The 18,885-nt window shown below is 60.2% G+C and carries 22 protein-coding genes; 15 read left to right on the top strand and 7 right to left on the bottom strand.

From position 1 onward, the window contains the following. Nucleotides 1-152 precede the first annotated feature (152 nt). The 5 genes from J2T09_RS02535 (at nucleotide 153) to J2T09_RS02515 (ending at nucleotide 4,492) form a co-directional block, all read left to right on the top strand. On the top strand, nucleotides 153-497 hold the full coding sequence (locus tag J2T09_RS02535) for a hypothetical protein (RefSeq protein ID WP_306830704.1): 345 nt from the start codon (nucleotides 153-155) through the stop codon (nucleotides 495-497). Nucleotides 498-587: 90 nt separating this feature from the next. After that, nucleotides 588-971, top strand: coding sequence for a c-type cytochrome (locus tag J2T09_RS02530; RefSeq protein WP_306830702.1), 384 nt, complete (start codon nucleotides 588-590; stop codon nucleotides 969-971). A 121-nt stretch (nucleotides 972-1,092) separates the two neighbouring features. Next, complete coding sequence (locus J2T09_RS02525; protein ID WP_306830700.1) at nucleotides 1,093-1,749, top strand: hypothetical protein; 657 nt, start codon at nucleotides 1,093-1,095, stop codon at nucleotides 1,747-1,749. Nucleotides 1,750-1,964: 215 nt separating this feature from the next. Next, a complete protein-coding gene (locus J2T09_RS02520; RefSeq protein WP_306830698.1) occupies nucleotides 1,965-3,710 on the top strand; it encodes a putative bifunctional diguanylate cyclase/phosphodiesterase in 1,746 nt (581 codons plus the stop codon). A gap of 164 nt (nucleotides 3,711-3,874) precedes the next feature. Continuing rightward, entirely contained in the window at nucleotides 3,875-4,492 is a 618-nt protein-coding gene (locus J2T09_RS02515) for an alpha/beta hydrolase (protein WP_306830695.1), read from the top strand. Between the two features lie 55 nt (nucleotides 4,493-4,547). Here J2T09_RS02515 and J2T09_RS02510 read toward each other — a convergent pair whose 3' ends face one another. Together J2T09_RS02510 and J2T09_RS02505 are read right to left on the bottom strand one after the other, a co-directional pair. Continuing rightward, nucleotides 4,548-5,435 carry a branched-chain amino acid aminotransferase gene (locus J2T09_RS02510; protein ID WP_306830694.1) on the bottom strand — a complete coding sequence of 296 codons (888 nt, stop codon included), beginning with the start codon at nucleotides 5,433-5,435 and terminating at the stop codon, nucleotides 4,548-4,550. Nucleotides 5,436-5,485: 50 nt separating this feature from the next. Then, nucleotides 5,486-5,653 carry a hypothetical protein gene (locus J2T09_RS02505; protein ID WP_306830692.1) on the bottom strand — a complete coding sequence of 56 codons (168 nt, stop codon included), beginning with the start codon at nucleotides 5,651-5,653 and terminating at the stop codon, nucleotides 5,486-5,488. 53 nt (nucleotides 5,654-5,706) lie between these two features. On the opposite strand from J2T09_RS02505, the gene tam reads away from it, so the two are divergent. Further along, on the top strand, nucleotides 5,707-6,483 hold the full coding sequence (tam, locus tag J2T09_RS02500; RefSeq protein ID WP_306830690.1) for a trans-aconitate 2-methyltransferase: 777 nt from the start codon (nucleotides 5,707-5,709) through the stop codon (nucleotides 6,481-6,483). A gap of 15 nt (nucleotides 6,484-6,498) precedes the next feature. Here tam and J2T09_RS02495 read toward each other — a convergent pair whose 3' ends face one another. Next, nucleotides 6,499-6,657, bottom strand: coding sequence for a hypothetical protein (locus J2T09_RS02495; RefSeq protein ID WP_306830688.1), 159 nt, complete (start codon nucleotides 6,655-6,657; stop codon nucleotides 6,499-6,501). Between the two features lie 258 nt (nucleotides 6,658-6,915). Between J2T09_RS02495 and J2T09_RS02490 the strand changes: the two genes are divergently transcribed. The 3 genes from J2T09_RS02490 (at nucleotide 6,916) to J2T09_RS02485 (ending at nucleotide 9,127) form a co-directional block, all read left to right on the top strand. Then, the gene (locus J2T09_RS02490; protein ID WP_306830686.1) at nucleotides 6,916-8,379 is read left to right on the top strand and encodes a phospholipase D-like domain-containing protein; all 1,464 of its coding nucleotides are present in this window, start codon (nucleotides 6,916-6,918) and stop codon (nucleotides 8,377-8,379) included. Between the two features lie 91 nt (nucleotides 8,380-8,470). Then, nucleotides 8,471-8,611 (top strand): glutathione S-transferase N-terminal domain-containing protein, encoded by a 141-nt coding sequence (locus J2T09_RS27705; RefSeq protein ID WP_444939721.1) that lies wholly within the window; start codon nucleotides 8,471-8,473, stop codon nucleotides 8,609-8,611. Between the two features lie 39 nt (nucleotides 8,612-8,650). Then, on the top strand, nucleotides 8,651-9,127 hold the full coding sequence (locus J2T09_RS02485; RefSeq protein ID WP_444939720.1) for a glutathione S-transferase family protein: 477 nt from the start codon (nucleotides 8,651-8,653) through the stop codon (nucleotides 9,125-9,127). On the opposite strand, the gene J2T09_RS02480 is transcribed toward J2T09_RS02485, so the two are convergent. Continuing rightward, a complete protein-coding gene (locus J2T09_RS02480) occupies nucleotides 9,124-9,672 on the bottom strand; it encodes a cupin domain-containing protein (RefSeq protein ID WP_306830684.1) in 549 nt (182 codons plus the stop codon). The genes J2T09_RS02485 and J2T09_RS02480 overlap by 4 nt on opposite strands. Nucleotides 9,673-9,814: 142 nt before the next feature. Between J2T09_RS02480 and J2T09_RS02475 the strand changes: the two genes are divergently transcribed. Then, entirely contained in the window at nucleotides 9,815-11,149 is a 1,335-nt protein-coding gene (locus J2T09_RS02475) for an aspartate aminotransferase family protein (protein WP_306830682.1), read from the top strand. A gap of 296 nt (nucleotides 11,150-11,445) precedes the next feature. On the opposite strand, the gene J2T09_RS02470 is transcribed toward J2T09_RS02475, so the two are convergent. Next, nucleotides 11,446-12,339, bottom strand: coding sequence for a LysR family transcriptional regulator (locus J2T09_RS02470; protein WP_306830680.1), 894 nt, complete (start codon nucleotides 12,337-12,339; stop codon nucleotides 11,446-11,448). Between the two features lie 117 nt (nucleotides 12,340-12,456). Here J2T09_RS02470 and J2T09_RS02465 point away from each other — a divergent pair, with 117 nt between their 5' ends. The 3 genes from J2T09_RS02465 (at nucleotide 12,457) to J2T09_RS02455 (ending at nucleotide 15,632) form a co-directional block, all read left to right on the top strand. Beyond that, nucleotides 12,457-13,644 (top strand): MFS transporter, encoded by a 1,188-nt coding sequence (locus J2T09_RS02465; protein ID WP_306830678.1) that lies wholly within the window; start codon nucleotides 12,457-12,459, stop codon nucleotides 13,642-13,644. Nucleotides 13,645-13,664: 20 nt separating this feature from the next. Next, nucleotides 13,665-14,702, top strand: a complete 1,038-nt coding sequence (locus tag J2T09_RS02460) for an aldo/keto reductase (RefSeq protein ID WP_306830676.1) — start codon at nucleotides 13,665-13,667, stop codon at nucleotides 14,700-14,702. Between the two features lie 102 nt (nucleotides 14,703-14,804). Then, a complete protein-coding gene (locus J2T09_RS02455; protein WP_306830673.1) occupies nucleotides 14,805-15,632 on the top strand; it encodes an aldo/keto reductase in 828 nt (275 codons plus the stop codon). Nucleotides 15,633-15,724: 92 nt separating this feature from the next. On the opposite strand, the gene J2T09_RS02450 is transcribed toward J2T09_RS02455, so the two are convergent. Together J2T09_RS02450 and J2T09_RS02445 are read right to left on the bottom strand one after the other, a co-directional pair. Further along, nucleotides 15,725-16,678: a YiiG family protein gene (locus J2T09_RS02450; RefSeq protein ID WP_306830669.1), complete on the bottom strand. Its 954-nt coding sequence runs from the start codon at nucleotides 16,676-16,678 to the stop codon at nucleotides 15,725-15,727. 163 nt (nucleotides 16,679-16,841) lie between these two features. After that, on the bottom strand, nucleotides 16,842-17,846 hold the full coding sequence (locus J2T09_RS02445) for a magnesium transporter CorA family protein (RefSeq protein ID WP_306830667.1): 1,005 nt from the start codon (nucleotides 17,844-17,846) through the stop codon (nucleotides 16,842-16,844). Between the two features lie 282 nt (nucleotides 17,847-18,128). On the opposite strand from J2T09_RS02445, the gene J2T09_RS02440 reads away from it, so the two are divergent. Both J2T09_RS02440 and J2T09_RS02435 read left to right on the top strand, forming a co-directional pair. Beyond that, nucleotides 18,129-18,512 carry an antitoxin Xre/MbcA/ParS toxin-binding domain-containing protein gene (locus J2T09_RS02440; protein ID WP_306830665.1) on the top strand — a complete coding sequence of 128 codons (384 nt, stop codon included), beginning with the start codon at nucleotides 18,129-18,131 and terminating at the stop codon, nucleotides 18,510-18,512. Between the two features lie 149 nt (nucleotides 18,513-18,661). After that, nucleotides 18,662-18,841: a hypothetical protein gene (locus J2T09_RS02435; protein ID WP_306830663.1), complete on the top strand. Its 180-nt coding sequence runs from the start codon at nucleotides 18,662-18,664 to the stop codon at nucleotides 18,839-18,841. The last annotated feature ends 44 nt before the right edge of the window (nucleotides 18,842-18,885 follow it).

Genomic DNA, 18,885 nt, shown 5'->3' with positions numbered 1-18,885 from the left:
CCGCAGTGTGGTGTTCTTCTCTAACGCCTGTTCTTGGAACATCGTTCCGAATGCATCGGCAGGGCATCGAATATCACCGATCTCTTGCCCACCGCCATGGCGATGCCGCACAGTTGAGACAGACGTGAGACGTCAACGGAGGAAATGATTCGATGAAACACACCATGCGCCTCGTGCCCGTTCTCGTGGCCGTCCTCGGCCTTGGCAGCGCCGCTCACGCCTCGTCAGATGGTGCCTGGGCGGAATTTTCCGCGGCCGTCGAAAAAGCCTGCATCAAGTCCGCGTCCAGCCAGATCGAAAACGGCCGCGCCGTTGTCGACCCCTATGGCAGCGAGAAATACGGCCTTGCCATCAATACCGGCAGACCACTGGGCGTGAAGACAAAAAAGGTCGCCGACATCAGTGTCATCTGCGTCTACGACAAGAAGACCAAGGTGTCGGAGGTCGGTGGAGAAATCGAGATTCGCAAGGTGGGTGCCGCGGCATCCAGAAAATAGAGCGGTCGCCCCGGCAGCGAAAGACAATTTCGTCGCATGGCATTGCGACCCGGAACCTCATAAATGGTCATTTCGCAAATGGGATCACTTATGAAATCCGCCATACGCCCTGCGCTGCTGCTTCTGCTGGCGCTCATGCCCATAAACTCGGCGGCCCTCGCACAGGACGCCGCTCACGGACGCCAGGTTTACCGCGTCTGTCTGCCCTGCCACGTACCGAATGCCGAAACCAACAAGCTCGGTCCGCATCTGAAGGGCGTGTTCGGTCGCACCGCCGGCAGCGTCGCGGGCTTTCGATATTCACAGGCCATGCGCGATGCCGGAGCCACCGGCCTCGTTTGGGACGAAAAAGCCCTCTCCGAATTTCTTTCCAGCCCCAAAGGCAAGGTCCCCGGCACCAGCATGCGCTTCTGGGGTTTCTGGAGCCAGTCGGACATCGATGATGTTATCGCCTACCTGAAAACCACCCCATAAAAGCCCACGCGGTATTTTTACGCCAAACAGGACTTTCAGTCAGCTTTGCGCAGGCTTGGCCGGCTATCCCTTCCTTCAATTGATTTTAGAACGGATCATTTGAACTCACGAAGGGATTTCGATGCGGGACGAATTGCATGACACCGCATATTCTCCGGATACAGGGCAAACGGACGCGCTCGACGCACTTTTGAGCGAGCTGATTTCACAGGCGCCGGCCACTTCTCCCTGCATCCCCGACACGCCGGATGTCGAGACCGAAGCAGAGCGTGCGCCGCTAGCGGACACGGCAATGGTCGAAGCCATGCCGGTCGACGACTGTTCGCTCGAAACGGAGCCGGCGGCGAAAACGACGTCAACGCACACCACACCGCCTGTGGTCACCGCGGAACCGGAGCCGACACCTGAATCTGCACCGGCCGGGGAACCGATGCCCGCCCGCGCCTACAGCATGGGCGACCTGATGCTGTTCGAACAATTGACCGGCTACAGGCTGGTCGCACAGCGGCAGTTGTGGCGCTCGGTCGACAAGCTTGGGAATCGCGCCGTGGCCAATGACCGGCTGTTCACGGTTCTGGCAGAAGAAACCTTTCAAATGGCAGACCGGCAGCGTCGCAACGGCCCGTTGCCACATGCTGACCTGACCCTCCACGACCTTGCCGCCGCGATGAAACCGATGCGCGGCATCGCGGCCCATCTGGGCGAGCGCGGCATTCAGGCTTGGGACAGGCTGGAGATTGTTGTTCTGGCGACCCTCGATCGCCGCAGGGCCGCCTGAGCCTCGCCCCTTCATTCCGTTCGTCGCGCCATGCAACAGCGCGACGCCCCTCCCGCCGCCGCCAGTCGTTGCAACTCCGGCGGCGGGAACTTTTGCTCGATGATCCCGATCGCCGCCGCCTGTTGCTTCGCTTGAAATATCGTCCACCTAAATTATTATATCCTAATATTTCGAGGATAGATGCTATAGTGCGGTCGGTTTGGAGGAGCTTCCGAGTGGTCACGGCACCGTCAGTCAATCAGGGCACCCATGAGGGGCTGCAAAGTGCGCTTCAGGCTGCACTGGACCAATTGCCCGTCGGAGTGGCGCTTTTCGACCTGCAGGGGCACACGGTTTACTCCAACGCCGCCTTCCAGCAAATTCATGCACGCCACCCCGGCTGGGTGAACGGGACGGAAACATTCGCGGACCTTATCAAGGAAGGGCGGCTGACGGACTGGAAACAGGACCCGCAGGCCTTTCTTGATCATGTAAGGCGCGAACTTTCAGCCGGTCGGGCCGTACGGGAAGAGATCGAGATCGGCGACAAGGTCATCGCGCTGCATGACATCTTGCTCGACGGTCAATATATCCTGACAACCCAGCAGGACATCACCGCACGCATAAGGGCGGAACGACGCGTCTCCTACCTTGCCCATCACGACCCTCTCACCGATTTGCCGAACCGCACGCATTTCTCGACCCATCTCGCCAACCTGATCGAGGAGAGCAGGGTCACTCGCCGACGTTTTGGCGTCATGAGCTTCGACGTCGATCGCTTCAAGGATATCAATGATCTGTTCGGCCACAATGCCGGCGACACGGTGTTGACCGAACTGGCACGGCGGTTGAAGCGGTTGCTCGGGCACCAGGATCTGGCCGCCCGCCTTGGTGGTGATGAATTTACGGTCATCAGTGTCGGCGACGGCCAACCGGAAGCCGTGACACGGCTAGCGGAAGCGCTCACTCAATCCATGGAGGAAGAAATAGAGATCGATGAACGGTCCCTTCATGTGGGCCTGAGCATCGGCGTTGCCATGTTCCCGCAGGATGGCGACAACGCCGTAACGCTGCTCGCCAATGCCGATGCGGCGCTCTACCGCGCCAAGGCGGAAGGTCGCGGTCGGTTCTGCGCCTTCAACGCCGGCATGGACCGGCGCATGCATGACTGTCGCGTCCTGCAGCAGGATCTGCGTCATGCCATCAAGCGCCATGAACTGGCCCTGCATTATCAGCCTCAGGCTTCCGTTTCCGGCGAAATTTTCGGTTTCGAGGCCCTGTTGCGCTGGTATCATCCCACCCGTGGGCTGATCTCACCCGATCAATTCGTGCCGCTGGCGGAGGAAAGCGGGCTGATCATCGAGATCGGCCGCTGGGTGCTGCGGGAAGCCTGCCGGGAAGCCGCCAGCTGGCCGAACCGGCTGAAGATCGCCATCAATGTTTCGCCCATCCAGTTCCGTCAGGAAAATCTGGTCGGCGACGTCCATACGGTTCTGCTGCAGACCGGGCTTTCACCCGACCGGTTGGAACTGGAAGTGACGGAAGGTGTTCTGGTGCAGGATTTTGCCCGCGCCCTGCAGATCCTGCGCGGTTTGAAGGCGCTGGGCATCCAGATCGCCATGGACGATTTCGGCACCGGTTATTCGTCGCTCTCCTATCTGCAGGCCTTTCCGTTCGATACGATCAAGATCGACAAATCGTTCACCGCAAAGCTCAAAACCGATACCAGCGCCGACGAGATCGTACGGGCCGTGATCGGCCTTGGCCGTGGTTTGAACATTCCGATCGTCGCGGAGGGCGTGGAAACGGAAGAACAGCGCGCTTTTCTGGAAGACGCGCAATGCCAGCATATTCAGGGTTATCTGATCGGCAAGGCGGAACCGATCGCGCAGTATTCCGACCTGACCGGCGCAACACACGCGCCCAGGCCCGCACCTCCCGAAATGCCATCGGCCACGATCACGCATCTGCATCGCCGTTGATCCATCGCAATCCATCGCATTTGTCGGGATCGGACGGTGTCGCCATGCGTTACCGTTGAACGGAGCGGTCACCGACCGCTCTCTATCACACACCGTGTTTTCCGTCGTAGTAAGTGGGATGCAAGGTGCGGACAGTCCGCCTCGATCGCGCGCAAGGGTTTATCATGACGATTTCGCAGAACGCATTTCTCGCCATCCTGCTGCATGGCGTCGGCTCCAACGGCGACGATCTGGAACCGCTCGGAAAAAGCTGGCAGGCCCGCGTGCCGAACGTCACCTTCGTTTCGCCGAACGCGCCAGAACGTTGCGATTTTTCCTCCGGTTATCAGTGGTTCAGCGTGGCCGGCGTCACGCCGGAAAATCGCCCGGCCCGCGTCAGCGCGGCGCGGCCCGCATTCGACGCAGTCATCTCATCGATCGTCGAAGAACATGGTTTTTCCGACAAGCTGGACCGGGTCGTGTTCGTCGGGTTTTCACAAGGCACGATCATGTCGCTCGATGCGGTGGCCAGCGGTCGCTGGCCGGTTGCCGGCGTGATCGGTTTTTCCGGGCGTCTCGCCAGCGAAAAACCTCTGACCCCGGCCAAGGACACGAAAATCCTGCTGGTGCATGGCACATCCGACAGTGTCATCCCATCCTGGGAAACGGAAAAGGCAGAAACCGAATTGAAGGCTTTGGGCATGCAGGTGGAAACCGTGATCGAGCCCGGCCTTGGCCACACGATCTCGATCGGTGGCGCGGATCGGGCCTGCGGCTTTCTCGAAACACTTGTGAAAGCCTGAAACGCAGACGGCGCCCGAGGGCGCCGTCATCATTTTTATGTTTCGGACCTGAAAATCAGGCTGCGGCCTTACGGGCGGCATTCGCCCATTCCATGTAAAGCTCCAGCGCCTTGGCAGCGATCGGGCCAGGCTGCAATTCGCGATCCTCGAACTTGTTGACCGGCACGATCTTGGAATAGTTGCCGGAGGTGAAGATCTCGTCGGCCTTGGCAACATCCTCAACCGTAACGGTCGCCTCACGCACATCGTAACCGGCCTGACGCAGCAGGCCGATGACGCGCGAGCGGGTGATGCCGGCAAGGAAGGTGCCGTTGGCGATCGGCGTGAAAACGACGCCGTCCTTGACGATGAAAATGTTGGACGAGGCGGTTTCGGCGACATTGCCGTTCATGTCACGCGCCAGTGCATTGTCGAAACCGCGCTCGCGGGCTTCGATGATCATGCGGCCGCTATTCGGGTAGAGGCTGCCGGCCTTGGCGGCGGTCATCGCCACTTCCGGGTTCGGGCGGCGGTAAGGCGAAACGGTCAGCGAGGAGGGCTTTGCCGTGTTCATCGGCGCTTCGAACAGGCAAAGCGCGAAGCGGGTCGATTCCGCGTCCGGGGCAACGACGCTGAAGGACGTCCCGTGTTCGGTCCAGTACATCGGCTTGATGTAGATGGCGGTCTTGCCGTCGAATTTCTTCACGCCTTCAAGCGCCAGCGCCTCGATCTCTTCCGGCGTCTTGGTCGGCTTCATGCCCATGTTGATGGCCGAGCGGTTGATGCGCTGGCAATGCAGCTCAAGATCGGGCGAAATGCCATCGAACCAGCGGGCGCCGTCGAACACGGTGGAGCCGAGCCACATGGCGTGCGAGGTGGGGCCGATCAGCTTCGGGTTGCCGGAAAGCCACTCGCCATCAACGAAGGTCCAGGTGGTGCTTTTGGGCGATGTATCAACAGACATGGCATTCTCCTTGCAAATTCCGTGCCCGGAGTGAAGTCCCCTCAAAGCGCTCAGGTCAAGGAGATTTTTGCCGAAAAAAGCCTCGCATTACCAAAAAGCGGAGAGTTGTGACGGCAGGTACAGCAATCCAGTTTCGGCATAAATGGGTGCATCAGCTTCTGTGATGAAAAGCCGTTCGCCACGAACAAAGACAGATCGATGCCCTTGCCGATCTGCATGATCCCATATCCAATGCCAGCCCTAGGACACGCATCAGACAAGGGAGCGAGACATGGCATGGTCCTCACAACAATATCTGAAATTCGAGGACGAGCGCACCCGCCCGGCGCGTGATCTGATGGCGCAGGTGCCGCTTGCCACCGCCAGCCGCGCCTTCGATCTCGGCTGCGGGCCGGGCAATTCCACCGATATTCTGGTCGAACGTTTTGGCGCGGCCAATGTCACCGGTCTCGACAGCGACGAAAACATGCTGGCTGCCGCGCGCCAACGCCTGCCGGCCGTCACCTTCGACAAGGCCGATCTTCTCGACTGGGTGCCGGATGCCCCGGTGGATCTGCTTTATGCCAATGCAGTGTTCCAGTGGGTGCCCCACCATGTTTCGGTCCTGGCAAAACTCATGGATCATCTGAAACCCGGCGGCGTGCTGGCGGTGCAGATGCCGGACAACCTTTCCGAACCTTCGCATCTGATGATGGAGGAGGCCGGTCTGGCCGGACCATGGAAACAAGCGTTCGAAGGCGAAAAGGTCCGCCGCAAGCGCCTGCCGCCGCCATCGACCTATCTCGACCGTCTGGGTCCGAAATCGCTGAAGGTCGATGTCTGGCACACCGTCTATTATCACCCGATGGCGGATGCGGCAGCGATCGTCGAATGGGTGAAGGGCACCGGACTGCGCCCCTATCTGGAAGCTGCCGGCGCGGAAAACCGGGATGCGTTTCTGGCCGATTATGAGGCCCGCATCGACACGGCCTATCCGCCGATGGCAGACGGCCGGCGGCTGCTGGCCTTTCCGCGATTTTTCCTCGTGGCGGTCAAGGGTCAGGCCTGAAACATCCCGGAGACATCATGGCTGCCCCGGCGGCGGCGCCAGCGGATTTGCCGGCGCCGGCTCCGTCTGGCCCGGTTGCAGGCTGGGTGGTGCGGGGATGCGTGTATCGATCAGCAGGATACTCAAAACCATCGCCACCAGAATTCCGATCAATAAAAACCACGTGATCCGCATGTCCCCAACCTCCAGTCCGTTTTGGCCGCCCTTACCGGCGGTTCATTCCAATCTGCTTGAATATGAAACAGAGACTTGGGCCACGATGCGATGAAAAGAAGGAATGTGGCGCCTTTTTTATTAACAGCCGTTACATGGCGTGAAACACCGGTGCCTAATACGCCTTGATGGCCTCTGAGTTTGCTGCGCCGCAATAATGGTCGCCGGTTATCTTTGCCCTATATGCCCCACCAGCAGATTATCAGGCACGAGGGGCAGATGCACGACATACTGAAGGAAGGCGAAACCTGTTGGCGCATTGCCAAGGCGGAACGTCTGTCGATCATCGTTGATGCCGCCGACTTCTTTCGTGCCGCCAAAAGCGCCATGATCAAGGCAAAACGGTCGATCTACCTGATCGGCTGGGATTTCGACACGCGCATCAGGCTGGAACCGGATGGCGAAAAACACGGCGAATGGCCGGACCAGCTCGGTTCGTTTCTGAACGCGGTCGCCCGCCGCAACGAGGAAATCGACGTCCGCATTCTCAAATGGGATATCGGCCTCATCAACTCGATCACGCGTGGCGAAACGCCGTTCTACATGCTGCGCTGGATTTTCGACAAACGCATCCATCTGAAACTGGATGGCGCGCATCCGACGATATCCGCACATCACATGAAACTGCTCATCATCGATGACCGGGTCGCCTTCTGCGGCGGGATCGACATGACGGTGGGGCGCTGGGACACCCGCGACCACGCCGAAAAAGCGCCGGCCCGACGCTCGCCCATGGGCTTTGCGCAGGAGCCGTGGCACGACGCCACCACATGCCTTTCCGGCCCGGCGGCGGCAGCACTTGGCGAAGTTGCGCGCAACCGCTGGCAATATGCCACCAAGGAAAAGCTTGAACCGAAGGATTGTGACAGCGATCCATGGCCGGATGGGCTGGAGGTCGGTTTTCGCGATGTCGATATCGGCATTGCCCGCACCGCCCCGGAATATGACGAGCGCAAGCAGATCGTCGAAATCGAGACGGCGAAACTTGCCATCATCGCGGCGGTGAAAAAGACGCTTTACATCGAAAGCCAGTATTTTGCCTCGCGCCGGATCGCGACAGCGATCGCCGAACGGCTGAAGGAAGAAGACGGCCCGGAGATCGTGCTGATCAACCCGGAGGGCTGCGAGGGGTATCTCGAGGCCAAGGCGATGGACAGCGCCCGCATCCGCCTGATGAAACTGGTGAAGGATGCCGATCGTTTTGGCCGCTTCCGTCTCTATTATCCCGTCAACGATGCCCGCACGCCGATCTATGTTCATGCCAAGATGATGTTTGCCGATGACCGTATCATCAAGATCGGTTCCGCCAATCTCAACAACCGCTCGATGGGTTACGACACCGAATGCGACGTCATCCTTGCCGCCCGCGATGATCAGGAGGTTCTGCGGAACAAGATCATCACCACGCGCAACGATCTTGTCGCCGAACATCTCGGCCGTTCGGTCGAAGAGGTGAGTGAGGCGATTGCCGCGCATGGTGGTTCGCTGATTGCCGCCATCGAGGCATTGAACCACGAAACCGGCCGTGGCCTCGTCCCGGTGCCCGCCCGCGAGTTGACTGCCGACGAGGAATTGTTCGCAGAAAGCGACATTGCCGACCCGGAAAGACCGAGCGGCGTGCGCTACCGCGCCTCGCGGTTTCTCAAACGACGCTTCAGCCACAAGCTGAAAGCTGCCCTCTAAACCTGGATTGCTTGACCTGGCGGCTTGCCAATGGCCAATGGAGTGCTACGATCGAACCGGTTTCAATTCGCAATCGGTTTGGGAGGCCATCATGCGAACCGTTCTCTATTCGCATCCGTTCTCGTCCTACTGCCAGAAAGTGCTGATCGCGCTCTACGAAAACGGACTGGATTTCGACACCCGCACACTCGGCGAGGATGACGGCGCCTATGAGGAACTCGTCGCGGCATAGCCGGTCAAACGTTTTCCGATGCTGAAGGATCGCGGCCGGATGATCCACGAGGCCACGACCATCATCGAATATCTGCAGGTGCATTATCCCGGCCCGGTGCGGCTGATCCCGGTCAACGAAGCCTTTGCCGTCGAGGTGCGCATGCTCGATCGCGTGTTCGACAACTACATCTCGACGCCGCAGCAGAAGATCGTGTTCAACGCGCTGCGAAAGCCGGAAGACCGCGACCCCTATGGCGTTCAGGAAGCGCGCAACATGCTGGATGCCGCCTATGGCTGGCTGGACCGGCACATGGAAAACCGGCAATGGGCGGCGGGCGACGCTTTTACGCTGGCCGACTGCGCTGCCGCACCATCGCTGTTTTACGCCGACTGGTCGCATCCGCTGGGCGATCGTTTCCCCAACGTCACCGCTTACAGGGAACGCCTTCTGGCACGGCCATCCTTTGCGCGTGCGGTGGATGAAGCGCGACCATACCGGAAAAACTTTCCGCTCGGCGCTCCCGACCGTGACTAAAACGTCGGTGGAGTACAGGCGCTGATGACCTCGCAGGGCACCGGCCCGACGCAACGAAAGCGATGCGGCCGACGGCTTTCGAAATAATAGGCGTCACCCGGCCCCAGAATGCGCCTCTCATCCTCTACCGTCACTTCCAGCCGGCCGGAAAGAACGATACCGCCCTCCTCGCCTTCATGCACGAGTGGCACTTTTCCGGTATCGGCACCCGGCTGGTAACACTCTTTCAGGATCTGCAGGCTGCGCCCAAAAAGGTTGTCACCGACCTGTTTGTAGGAGATCGGTCCCTTACCGATCTCCACCAGATCCTCGGCCGCATAAAAGGCCTGTCGCGATTTTTCAGGCTCGAAGGCAAAAAACTCGGCCATGCCGATCGGCAGTCCGTCGAGGATCCGTTTCAGCGCGCCGACGGAAGGATTGGCGGCATTGGATTCGATCAGCGAAATGGTCGAATTGGTGACACCGGCGCGCTTGGCAAGCTCGCGTTGAGACAGGTTACGAGCCATGCGCAACTGCCGCAAACGGCCTCCGACATCCAGCGACATGACCACCTCCTGTTCTCGATGTTCGAAATATCGAAAACAAGTTGCCACCTGTCAACAAAATCAGTCGCTTGCCGCCGCCAAGAAAACGACTTGTTCAGAACAGCCGAATTGCCGAACCTCACATCAACCAATGGAGGCAGTCATGGATCACGTCAGCAAGGCAAACACGGTCAATCTCGAAAATTTCTGGATGCCGTTTACGGCCAACCGGCAGTTCAAGGCTGCTCCCCGCCTGCTCGCAGCGGCTGACGGCATGTATTACACCGATGTCGATGGCAACAAGGTGCTGGATGGCACGGCAGGCCTGTGGTGCTGCAATGCCGGCCATGGCCGCAAAAAGATCAGCCAGGCCGTCGAGCGCCAGCTGGCGACGCTGGATTTTGCGCCAACCTTCCAGATGGGCCATCCGATCGCCTTCGATTTTGCCGCCAAGCTCGCCGAACACGCACCGGGCGGTCCCGGCGCCAAACTTGATCGCGTTTTCTTCACCGGTTCCGGCTCGGAATCGGTCGATACGGCGCTGAAGATCGCCATCGCCTATCAGCGCGCCATCGGTCAGGGCACGCGCACCCGCATCATCGGCCGTGAGAAGGGTTATCACGGCGTTGGTTTCGGCGGCATTTCCGTCGGCGGCCTCGTCAACAACCGCCGGGTTTTCCCGCAGATCCCGGCCGATCACATGCGCCATACGCTGGATGTGGAGCGCAACGCCTTCACAAAAGGCCTGCCGACACATGGCGTCGAGCTTGCCGATGACCTGGAGCGGCTTGTCCAGTTGCATGGCGCGGAAACCATCGCCGCCGTCATCGTCGAACCGATGTCCGGTTCCGCCGGTGTCATCCTGCCGCCCAAAGGGTATCTGGAGCGCCTGCGCACGATCGCCGACAAGCACGGCATCCTGTTGATCTTCGACGAAGTCATCACCGGTTTCGGGCGCCTCGGCACGCCCTTCGGCAGCGATTATTTTGGCGTGACGCCGGACCTGATCACCACGGCGAAAGGCATCACCAACGGCGCGATCCCGATGGGGGCGGTGTTTGCCGGCCGCAAGATCTATGATGGCCTGATGACCGGTCCGGAAAACGCCATCGAGCTTTTCCACGGCTACACCTATTCCGGCCATCCGGTCGCCTGCGCCGCCGGTCTCGCCACGATGGAAATCTACGAGGAAGAAGGCCTGCTGACCCGCGCCGCCGATCTGGCTGCCGATTGGGAAAACGCCCTGCACTCCCTCAAAGGCCTGCCGCATGTGGTCGATATCCGCAATCTCGGCCTTGTCGGCGCCATCGAGCTTGCCCCGCGTGAAAACGCTCCGGGCACCCGCGCCTATGATGTCTTTGTCGATTGCTTCCACAAGGGACTGCTGATCCGCGTCACCGGCGATATCATCGCGCTGTCACCGCCTCTCATCGTCGAGCGCGAGCAGATCGGCACGATCGTGTCGATGATCGGCGACGCGTTGAAGCGGGCGGCCTGATTTTTTTTCGGGCCGGTGCTCTGCGCCGGCCCTTTTTCCCAGCTTGGACGCAGGGCTATCGCATAGGGAATGCAAAGGGCGCCGCTTGCTCCCAATGATCTCCCCCCTTGAGGGGGAGATGTCACCGAAAGGTGACAGAGGGGGGTGAGCAACGGTGCGGCAGATACATTGGAAGCGGCATTTGCGCCAGAACCACCCCCCTCTGTCCTGCCGGACATCTCCCCCTCAAGGGGGGAGATCGGCTGGGCGCGCCCTCGCAATTCAATATGCGATAGCCCTTCGGCTCGACCGATAGACTAAAGCCGTTCCGCCAGAAAATCGATAAACGCACGGATGCGCGCCGCGAGATGTTCGTGGCCCGCATAAACCGCATGGATTTCCTCGATATCTTCCGGGTTAAAATCCTCCAGCAGCGCCACGAGATGGCCTGCCGCGATATCCGGCTCGACATGAAAACGACCGACACGGCCGATGCCGAGACCATCCAGGCACAATTGCCGGATGATCGAACCCGTCGAGGCTTTCAGATTGCCGGAAACGGGGAGCAACTCGGTCTTGCCCGTCTTCGGATCACGAAACGGCCAGCCCTCCACCGAACGCCGGAAATTGAAGTTGATGCAATTGTGCCTTTCCAGATCGACGGGGGTTCCCGGCACACCATGTGTTGCGACATAAGCCGGCGAGGCGATCACCACCTGCCGGCTCTGCCCGAGTTTTCGCGCCATCAGCGATGAATCGCGCAACGGTCCGTGGCGAATGGCGATATCGACGCGCTCGCGGATCAGGTCGACCGTATCGTCGGTCAGCGTGATATCGAGCTGCACATCCGGGAACATCGCCAGAAAGTCACCGACCATGGGGAGGATGTAATGCTCGCCGAACCCGACCGAGGCATTGACCGACAGAGGTCCGCGTGGCCGCAGACGCCCGCCGCCGGCCACCATTTCTTCCGTATCGGCGATTTCCGCCAGAATACGGGAAGCGCGGGCGAGATAGGTCTCGCCCTCCGGCGTCAATTGCAGCAGACGCGTTGAGCGCACGACGAGACGGGTGCCGAGCCGATCCTCCAGCCGTGTCACCAGCTTGCTGACTGCCGATGGCGACAGCTTTAGCCGCCGTCCGGCTGCCGAAAAGCTTTTCAACTCGGCCGCCAGAACAAACACTTCCATTTCGCCGGCACGGTTGTCCATCGCATCACCTGTGATTTTAATTCACAAATGATTATCCGCCTGTGCCGCTACCGGCGCAAGTGCTTCACGACGATATTGCGACGCATCAAACAGCCCTCCTCCCAAGGAACTTGAAAAATGCCTCTCGCTCTCTACGCCCTGACGGCCGGTGCCTTCGGCATCGGCGTCACGGAATTCGTCATCATGGGATTGCTGATCGATGTCAGCAAGGATCTCGGTGTCTCCATCTCCGCCGCCGGTCTGCTGATTTCCGGTTATGCGCTCGGTGTCGTCATCGGCGCGCCTATTCTCGGCGCCATTTCCGGCAAGATGCCGCGAAAAACCCTGCTGCTGGCGCTGATGGTGGTCTTCACCGTCGGCAATCTCGCTTGTGCGCTTGCACCGGACTATTGGACGCTGATGGCCGCCCGCGTGCTCACCGCCTTCGCACACGCCTCCTTCTTCGGTGTCGGTTCGGTGGTTGCCACCGGCCTTGTCGCACCCAACAAGAAGGCTTCGGCTATTGCCATCATGTTCACCGGCCTCACCGTCGCCAACATTCTCGGCGTGCCCTTCGGCACATGGCTGGGACAGGCCTATGGCTGGCGCGCCACCTTCTGGGCCGTCACCCTCATCGGCATTCTCGCCCTTGCCGTCATCGCGCTTCTGGTGCCCAAGGATAAACCTTCGGATACAGTAGAAGAAACCTCGCAGGGCATCGCTGCCGTGCTCGGCCGCCGTGGTGTCATCCTCGGCCTGCTGACCACCGTCCTCTCCTGGGTCGGCGTGTTTGCCGCCTTCACCTATATCGCGCCTATCCTGACGCAGATCACCGGTTTTTCCGAAAGCGCCGTCTCGCCCATCCTGCTCGTCTTCGGCGGGGGTCTGGTGATCGGCAACCTTTTTGGCGGCTGGCTGGCTGACCGACATCTCGGCCCGACCATCATCGGCAGCCTCGTGGCGCTCGCAGCCGTGCTGATGGCCATGACCGCCGCCCTTCACCAGCCGGTTCTCGTGGTGATCACCATCGGCCTGTTCGGTGCAGCCGCTTTCGCCACCGTCGCACCGCTACAGATGTGGGTTCTGAAACAGGCGGAAGGCGCCGGCCAAGGTCTCGCCTCCTCCTTCAACATCGCTGCCTTCAATCTCGGCAATGCCATCGGTGCCTGGCTTGGCGGCGCCGTGATCGACCACGGCCCGGGCCTCGGCTCCGTGACTTTGGTCGCCGGTCTCGTGCCGATCGTCGCTCTTGCCGTGGCGCTTGCCGCCATGCGCCTCGACCGACAGAATACCGGCAATGCCGCCCGGCTTTCACCGGCCGAATAAACTCGGAAAGGATCACGGTCATGGAATACCGCAATCTCGGCAAATCCGGCCTGAAAGTGCCGGTCCTCTCCTTCGGCGCCGGCACGTTCGGCGGCTCCGGCCCGCTGTTTTCCGCCTGGGGAAATACAGACGTGGAAGAAGCCCGCCGCCTCGTCGACATCTGCCTCGAAGCCGGCGTCAATCTCTTCGATACCGCCGACGTCTATTCCAGTGGCGCTTCCGAAGAAGTGCTGGGACAGGCAATCAAGGGCCGCCGCACCGACGTGCTGATCTCGACAAAAGCCAGCCTGCCGACCGGCGACGGGCCGAATGACTGGGGTTCGTCCCGCACCCGCCTGATCGGCGCCGTCGAGGCATCGCTGAAACGGTTCGGCACCGACCATATCGACATTTTTCAGTTGCACGCCTTCGACGCCTCGACACCCGTTGAAGAAGTTGTCTCGACGCTCGACCGCCTCGTGCAGGACGGCAAGCTGCGTTACATCGGCGTGTCGAACTTTTCCGGCTGGCAGATCATGAAATCGCTGGCCGCCGCTGAAAACCACGGCTGGGCGCGTTATGTCGCCAATCAGGTCTATTATTCGCTGATCGGCCGCGATTACGAATGGGACCTGATGCCGCTGGGTGAGGATCAGGGCCTTGGCGCACTGGTCTGGAGCCCGCTCGGCTGGGGCCGCCTGACGGGGAAAATCAGCCGCTCGAAACCGATCCCGGAAGGAAGCCGCCTGCACGAGACCGCCAGCTTTGGCCCGCCGGTGGACGACGACCATCTCTACCGCGTTGTCGATGCGCTGGAAGAGGTTGCCGCCGAGACGGATAAGAGTGTGCCGCAGGTGGCGCTCAACTGGCTGATCTCCCGACCGACCGTCTCGTCGGTCATCATCGGCGCGCGCAACGAGGAACAGTTGCGTCAAAACCTCGGCGCCGTCGGCTGGGAGCTGACAAAAGAGCAAATTTCCAGACTGGATGCGGCAAGCGCCGTCACCCCACCCTACCCGCATTTTCCCTACCACCGGCAGGAGGGTTTTGCCCGCCTCAACCCGCCGATATCAGGCTGAACCGCAAAAGATTGCGGTTGAACCACAGGTCAAAAGACCCATGTAAAATGGGTCTCATCCAGCCCGGCGTCCTGCCGGGCTTCCTTTTCAAAGGAGTTTTTTATGCACAGTGTCAGCGCAAACGGCGCCAACATCCCCGCCCTCGGTTTCGGCACCTTCCGCATGCCGGATGAAGACGTCCACCGTATCCTGCCGCAGGCCTTAAAACTCGGTTTCCGCCATGTCGATACCGCCCAGATCTACAAGAACGAACAGGCTGTCGGCGATGTTCTGGCCAAGTCCGGCATCCCGCGTCAGGATATTTTTCTGACCACAAAGGTCTGGGTCGACCGTGTCGGCCACGACGCCTTCATCGCCTCGGTGGATGAGAGCCTGAAGAAGCTGAAGACCGATTATGTCGATCTTCTCCTCCTGCATTGGCCGCAAAGCGAAATGCCGCTGGCGGACCGCATCGGCGCGCTCAACGAATTGCGCAAGGCAGGCAAGGTAAAAAACATCGGCGTGTCGAACTTTTCGACGGCGCTGATGGCGGAAGCCGTAAAACTGTCCGACGCGCCTATCGTCAATAATCAAGTCGAGTACCACCCCTATCTCGACCAGTCCAAGGTTCTGGCCGAAGCCAAAAAGACCGGCATGTCGCTGACCGCCTATTACCTGATGGCCGATGGCGCCGTGCCGAAGGATGAGGCGTTGAAGGATATCGGCGCCAAACACGGCAAGACCGCCGCACAGGTAGTGCTGCGCTGGGCCGTACAGCAGAAGGATGTGATCGCCCTCTCCAAAACCGCGACCGAAAGCCGCCTGCCGGAGAATTTCGAGATTTTCGACTTCGCCCTGTCGGAAGATGAAATGGCCGCCGTGCACAAGCTCGCCCGCGCCGATGGCCGCATCGTCAGCCCCGGCCATCTGGCACCGGATTGGGATCGGTAATTCGACATTTCGTCGTAACCACAAAGCGCCCCGCCTGATCTCTGGCGGGGCGCTTTGTTATGCAGGAACGAACCCTCTACCGACGGCCAACATCAATCCTTGGCAAACGTGGTCGCGGACTGCGAAGTGGTCACCATCATGTTGTAGTCGTTGACCAGCCAGTCGAGATCACGGCCGGCGCCCTTGCGGGCATCACCCTTTGCCTTCTGCAGCTTTTCATCGATGTCGCGCAGTTTCGACAGAAGCGAAGCCGGGGCGGATTCGAAGACGTGAAAACTGTCCGGATGGTCGATGGCATAATCATCGAATTCACGCACGGCGCTCGCATAGTCATCGAGTGCCGGCTTGAAGGCGACCATGTCGACCACAGGCTTTTCGTTGCTGGGCAGCAGTTCCATGATCGCCTCGGCGCGCAGCATGACATTGCGCACATGCCAGCGCGACTTCTTGCCCTCGGCCTTTTCGAGAGCATTCAGCGAAGCGAGATCGACCTTGACCTTCTCCACGCGCAGCGCCGCATCGGCAGCCGCGCGGCGCTCCTCGAAGGCCGGGGCAAGCGCTGCAATCTCCTTATGGAAAGCCTTGGCGCCTTCCATCTTGTCGGACTTGTAGTCCTGCCGTTCATAATATTTGTTGGCCTTTTCGATCACCGGCGCCAGCTGCTGATAGGTCTGCGCATAAGCCAGCATGGCGGCATCGAGTTCCGGCAGTTTCGGCTCGGCATTGGCGGCCTGTTCGACGGCGGCGATCTTGTCGCGCACGTCATACAGCGAATAAAGGCCGTAGACATTGCGCTCCTTGCCGGTCGGGCCCTTTTTCATGTCGACCCAGCTTTCGTAACGCTGCAGCGATTCCGATGCGCGCAGCGAACGGTTGAGGAAATCGACATAGGTGTTCATCTTGTCGATCGCCTCGTCGGAGGCAACGTCATCGACTTGCGCCTGTGCAAAGGCGGTCGCGGGCAGCAGGATCGGCGCAGCAAGCGGCCCCTGCAGGAAAATGGCAATGGCAGCCGTGGCAAGCGCCTTCGACAGAAAAGACCGCATGGTTTTTGACCCCTGATATACGGATTATTCAAATACCGGCGCATCTGGAGCGGAGAGCGCCAAGGTCAAGTCAGGCCGTGAACTTATATCGTCAAGTAAACACGAGAAAGCGCGAAGGGCGTTGCTTGACAGCAACAAGTCCCCTCGCAGCTTGTTCATGGCATCACAGCCAGCCCTTGCGCTTGAAATACAGGTAGGGCAGCGCCATCGAGGTGATCATCATGGCGATCGCCATGTGATACCCGTAATGCCACTGCAGTTCCGGCTGGAAGGCGAAGTTCATGCCATAAACCGACGCCACCAGCGTCGGCGGCAGGAACACCACTGAGGCGACGGAGAAGATCTTGATGATCTGGTTCTGCTCGAGATTGATCAGCCCCAGCGTCGCATCCAATAGGAAATTGATCTTTCCCGACAGGAAGGCGGAATGATCCCCCAGAGACGTGGCATCCCGCTGCAACAGTTTTAGGCGCTGGCGCACTTCCTTCGGCAGCTTGCGGTCTACCCCGTCAATCGCCGAATAATAGGCGACGACACGCGAGACGCTGACGAGGCTTTCGCGCACCACCGTAATGAACTCACCCTTAAGGCCGATTTCGCGCATCAGTTCCTGCAGGTCACGGGTTTTCTTGTCGGCTTTCGATGCCTTGGCATCAAAAACGTCACGGGAAATCTGGTCGATATCGTTGCCGAGCCGCTCCAGCGTATCGGCCATGCGGTCGATGATGGCTTCCACCAGACCGGTCATCACCAGTTCGCCATAACCACAGTGAACGCCGCCACCGCCACCACGCCGGGCACGTGCCATGAAGGCATCGAAAGGACGCGGCTCGGAATGGCGCACGGTGACCAGAACCTGGCCCTTGATGATGAAGGTGACCGGCACTTTTCGCGGCGCGCCGGCATCCGGGCGCGTCAGCACGGTCATTGTCATGAACTCGGCGCCGTTTTCCTGATAAAGCCGGGCAGAGAGTTCGATATCCTCCATCTCGTCGGCCGTCGGCACGGCGATGCCGAGGAGATCGCCGACAAGGCACTCTTCTTCGGCAGTCGGCTCGACCAGATCGTACCAGACGGTATTGGTGAGAGCATCGGCAACCGGCAGTTCCACCGGGTCGGTGGCGACGGTGACGAGGCGATCGAGATCGTGGGCATGGATGCGCAGCATGTCAGCTCCTATCGGGGACCATCGGTTCCCCGGGAGCCATGACCGGACAAGGTCAGGGAACCAGAGAAACGGGTCGGTATGGTGACGTCGAACTTCGACTGTCGGGGTTCATCTCGGTTGTCCTTTGAAAGAACGGCACCCGGTCGGGCTCCGTCATGGCGGTGGCATGCGCCTGATCGCGGCAGGAGTCAACGGCTTTTATGCGCGACCTCTGATGTGCGCGAAAACATTGAATCCCACTCGCATTTGCGCCATTCAGAACGCTGGCAGGGAGACAGGTTTTTGGATTCTCGAAAACGCGCGCCGATCATTTCGGAAGCGCAGATCATGACACAGGCAGCGGTGATCGCGGCGGATCGACTTGGTCTCGATACCGCGACATTTGCCGCCACGATCGGCGTCAGCGAAACCCATGCCGTCGACATGACGCGGCTGGATCACCTGTTGCGCAAAGGCACCGGCCCTTGCGACCGCGCGCTTCTGCTCATCCGGCTTTTTCGTGCGCTCAGACATGCCGGCGACGAGGCGGCAGCGCGTGACTGGCTGCATGGAGAGAACAACGCGCTCGGCTGTCGTCCGGTCGAGATGATCGGCGGCGAGGACGGGCTCGGCGAGATCATCCGGCATGTGGAGACTGCGGCAATGACAGCGCGCAACGAGCGCTGACATCGACCTGCAGCCATTTTCGCGCCGGTCGGCGGCAACCGGCAGGGAACCCGACCGCGCAACCAGCGTTTTCATGACAACAGCACTCTTTCGCCGGCTGCGAATGGCACATGGCTTTTCGTTTTCAGCCGCATCAGGAGGACCAGAGCATGAGCAAGGACGAACGCGCCCGCAAGGCCATCGAGGAAACCGACCGCAAGGCACCGGAAGCAGACAGCCCGCCGGCCGGTCCGCATGCCAAGCCACACCTGACCGACAAGGACAAGACGCCCGGCACCGGTTCGCTACCGGACGACAGCGAAGACAGCACGACGCCGGGTTCGGGTTGATGATTTTTCCCGCGACTTGCCCGCATTGAACGACAAAGAGGAAA

Origin of the sequence: Neorhizobium huautlense, from assembly GCF_030811685.1 — a bacterium.
GTDB classification, from domain to species: domain Bacteria; phylum Pseudomonadota; class Alphaproteobacteria; order Rhizobiales; family Rhizobiaceae; genus Neorhizobium; species Neorhizobium huautlense_A.
The sequence above is the reverse complement of the archived record's forward strand: the minus strand, read 5'-3'. Positions and strand labels throughout refer to the sequence as shown.

What these genes read in the sequence shown, in the direction of transcription:
- J2T09_RS02435 (WP_306830663.1), top strand. Translation starts at nt 18,662, where the DNA reads ATGAGCAAGGACGAACGCGCCCGCAAGGCCATCGAGGAAACCGACCGC.
- J2T09_RS02460 (WP_306830676.1), top strand. Translation starts at nt 13,665, where the DNA reads ATGGAATACCGCAATCTCGGCAAATCCGGCCTGAAAGTGCCGGTCCTC.
- J2T09_RS02480 (WP_306830684.1), bottom strand. Translation starts at nt 9,672, where the DNA reads ATGTCGCTGGATGTCGGAGGCCGTTTGCGGCAGTTGCGCATGGCTCGT.
- J2T09_RS02450 (WP_306830669.1), bottom strand. Translation starts at nt 16,678, where the DNA reads ATGCGGTCTTTTCTGTCGAAGGCGCTTGCCACGGCTGCCATTGCCATT.
- J2T09_RS02465 (WP_306830678.1), top strand. Translation starts at nt 12,457, where the DNA reads ATGCCTCTCGCTCTCTACGCCCTGACGGCCGGTGCCTTCGGCATCGGC.
- J2T09_RS02495 (WP_306830688.1), bottom strand. Translation starts at nt 6,657, where the DNA reads ATGCGGATCACGTGGTTTTTATTGATCGGAATTCTGGTGGCGATGGTT.
- J2T09_RS02505 (WP_306830692.1), bottom strand. Translation starts at nt 5,653, where the DNA reads ATGCAGATCGGCAAGGGCATCGATCTGTCTTTGTTCGTGGCGAACGGC.
- J2T09_RS27705 (WP_444939721.1), top strand. Translation starts at nt 8,471, where the DNA reads ATGCGAACCGTTCTCTATTCGCATCCGTTCTCGTCCTACTGCCAGAAA.
- J2T09_RS02470 (WP_306830680.1), bottom strand. Translation starts at nt 12,339, where the DNA reads ATGGACAACCGTGCCGGCGAAATGGAAGTGTTTGTTCTGGCGGCCGAG.
- J2T09_RS02525 (WP_306830700.1), top strand. Translation starts at nt 1,093, where the DNA reads ATGCGGGACGAATTGCATGACACCGCATATTCTCCGGATACAGGGCAA.
- J2T09_RS02490 (WP_306830686.1), top strand. Translation starts at nt 6,916, where the DNA reads ATGCACGACATACTGAAGGAAGGCGAAACCTGTTGGCGCATTGCCAAG.
- J2T09_RS02530 (WP_306830702.1), top strand. Translation starts at nt 588, where the DNA reads ATGAAATCCGCCATACGCCCTGCGCTGCTGCTTCTGCTGGCGCTCATG.
- J2T09_RS02475 (WP_306830682.1), top strand. Translation starts at nt 9,815, where the DNA reads ATGGATCACGTCAGCAAGGCAAACACGGTCAATCTCGAAAATTTCTGG.
- J2T09_RS02515 (WP_306830695.1), top strand. Translation starts at nt 3,875, where the DNA reads ATGACGATTTCGCAGAACGCATTTCTCGCCATCCTGCTGCATGGCGTC.
- tam (WP_306830690.1), top strand. Translation starts at nt 5,707, where the DNA reads ATGGCATGGTCCTCACAACAATATCTGAAATTCGAGGACGAGCGCACC.
- J2T09_RS02510 (WP_306830694.1), bottom strand. Translation starts at nt 5,435, where the DNA reads ATGTCTGTTGATACATCGCCCAAAAGCACCACCTGGACCTTCGTTGAT.
- J2T09_RS02535 (WP_306830704.1), top strand. Translation starts at nt 153, where the DNA reads ATGAAACACACCATGCGCCTCGTGCCCGTTCTCGTGGCCGTCCTCGGC.
- J2T09_RS02445 (WP_306830667.1), bottom strand. Translation starts at nt 17,846, where the DNA reads ATGCTGCGCATCCATGCCCACGATCTCGATCGCCTCGTCACCGTCGCC.
- J2T09_RS02485 (WP_444939720.1), top strand. Translation starts at nt 8,651, where the DNA reads ATGATCCACGAGGCCACGACCATCATCGAATATCTGCAGGTGCATTAT.
- J2T09_RS02455 (WP_306830673.1), top strand. Translation starts at nt 14,805, where the DNA reads ATGCACAGTGTCAGCGCAAACGGCGCCAACATCCCCGCCCTCGGTTTC.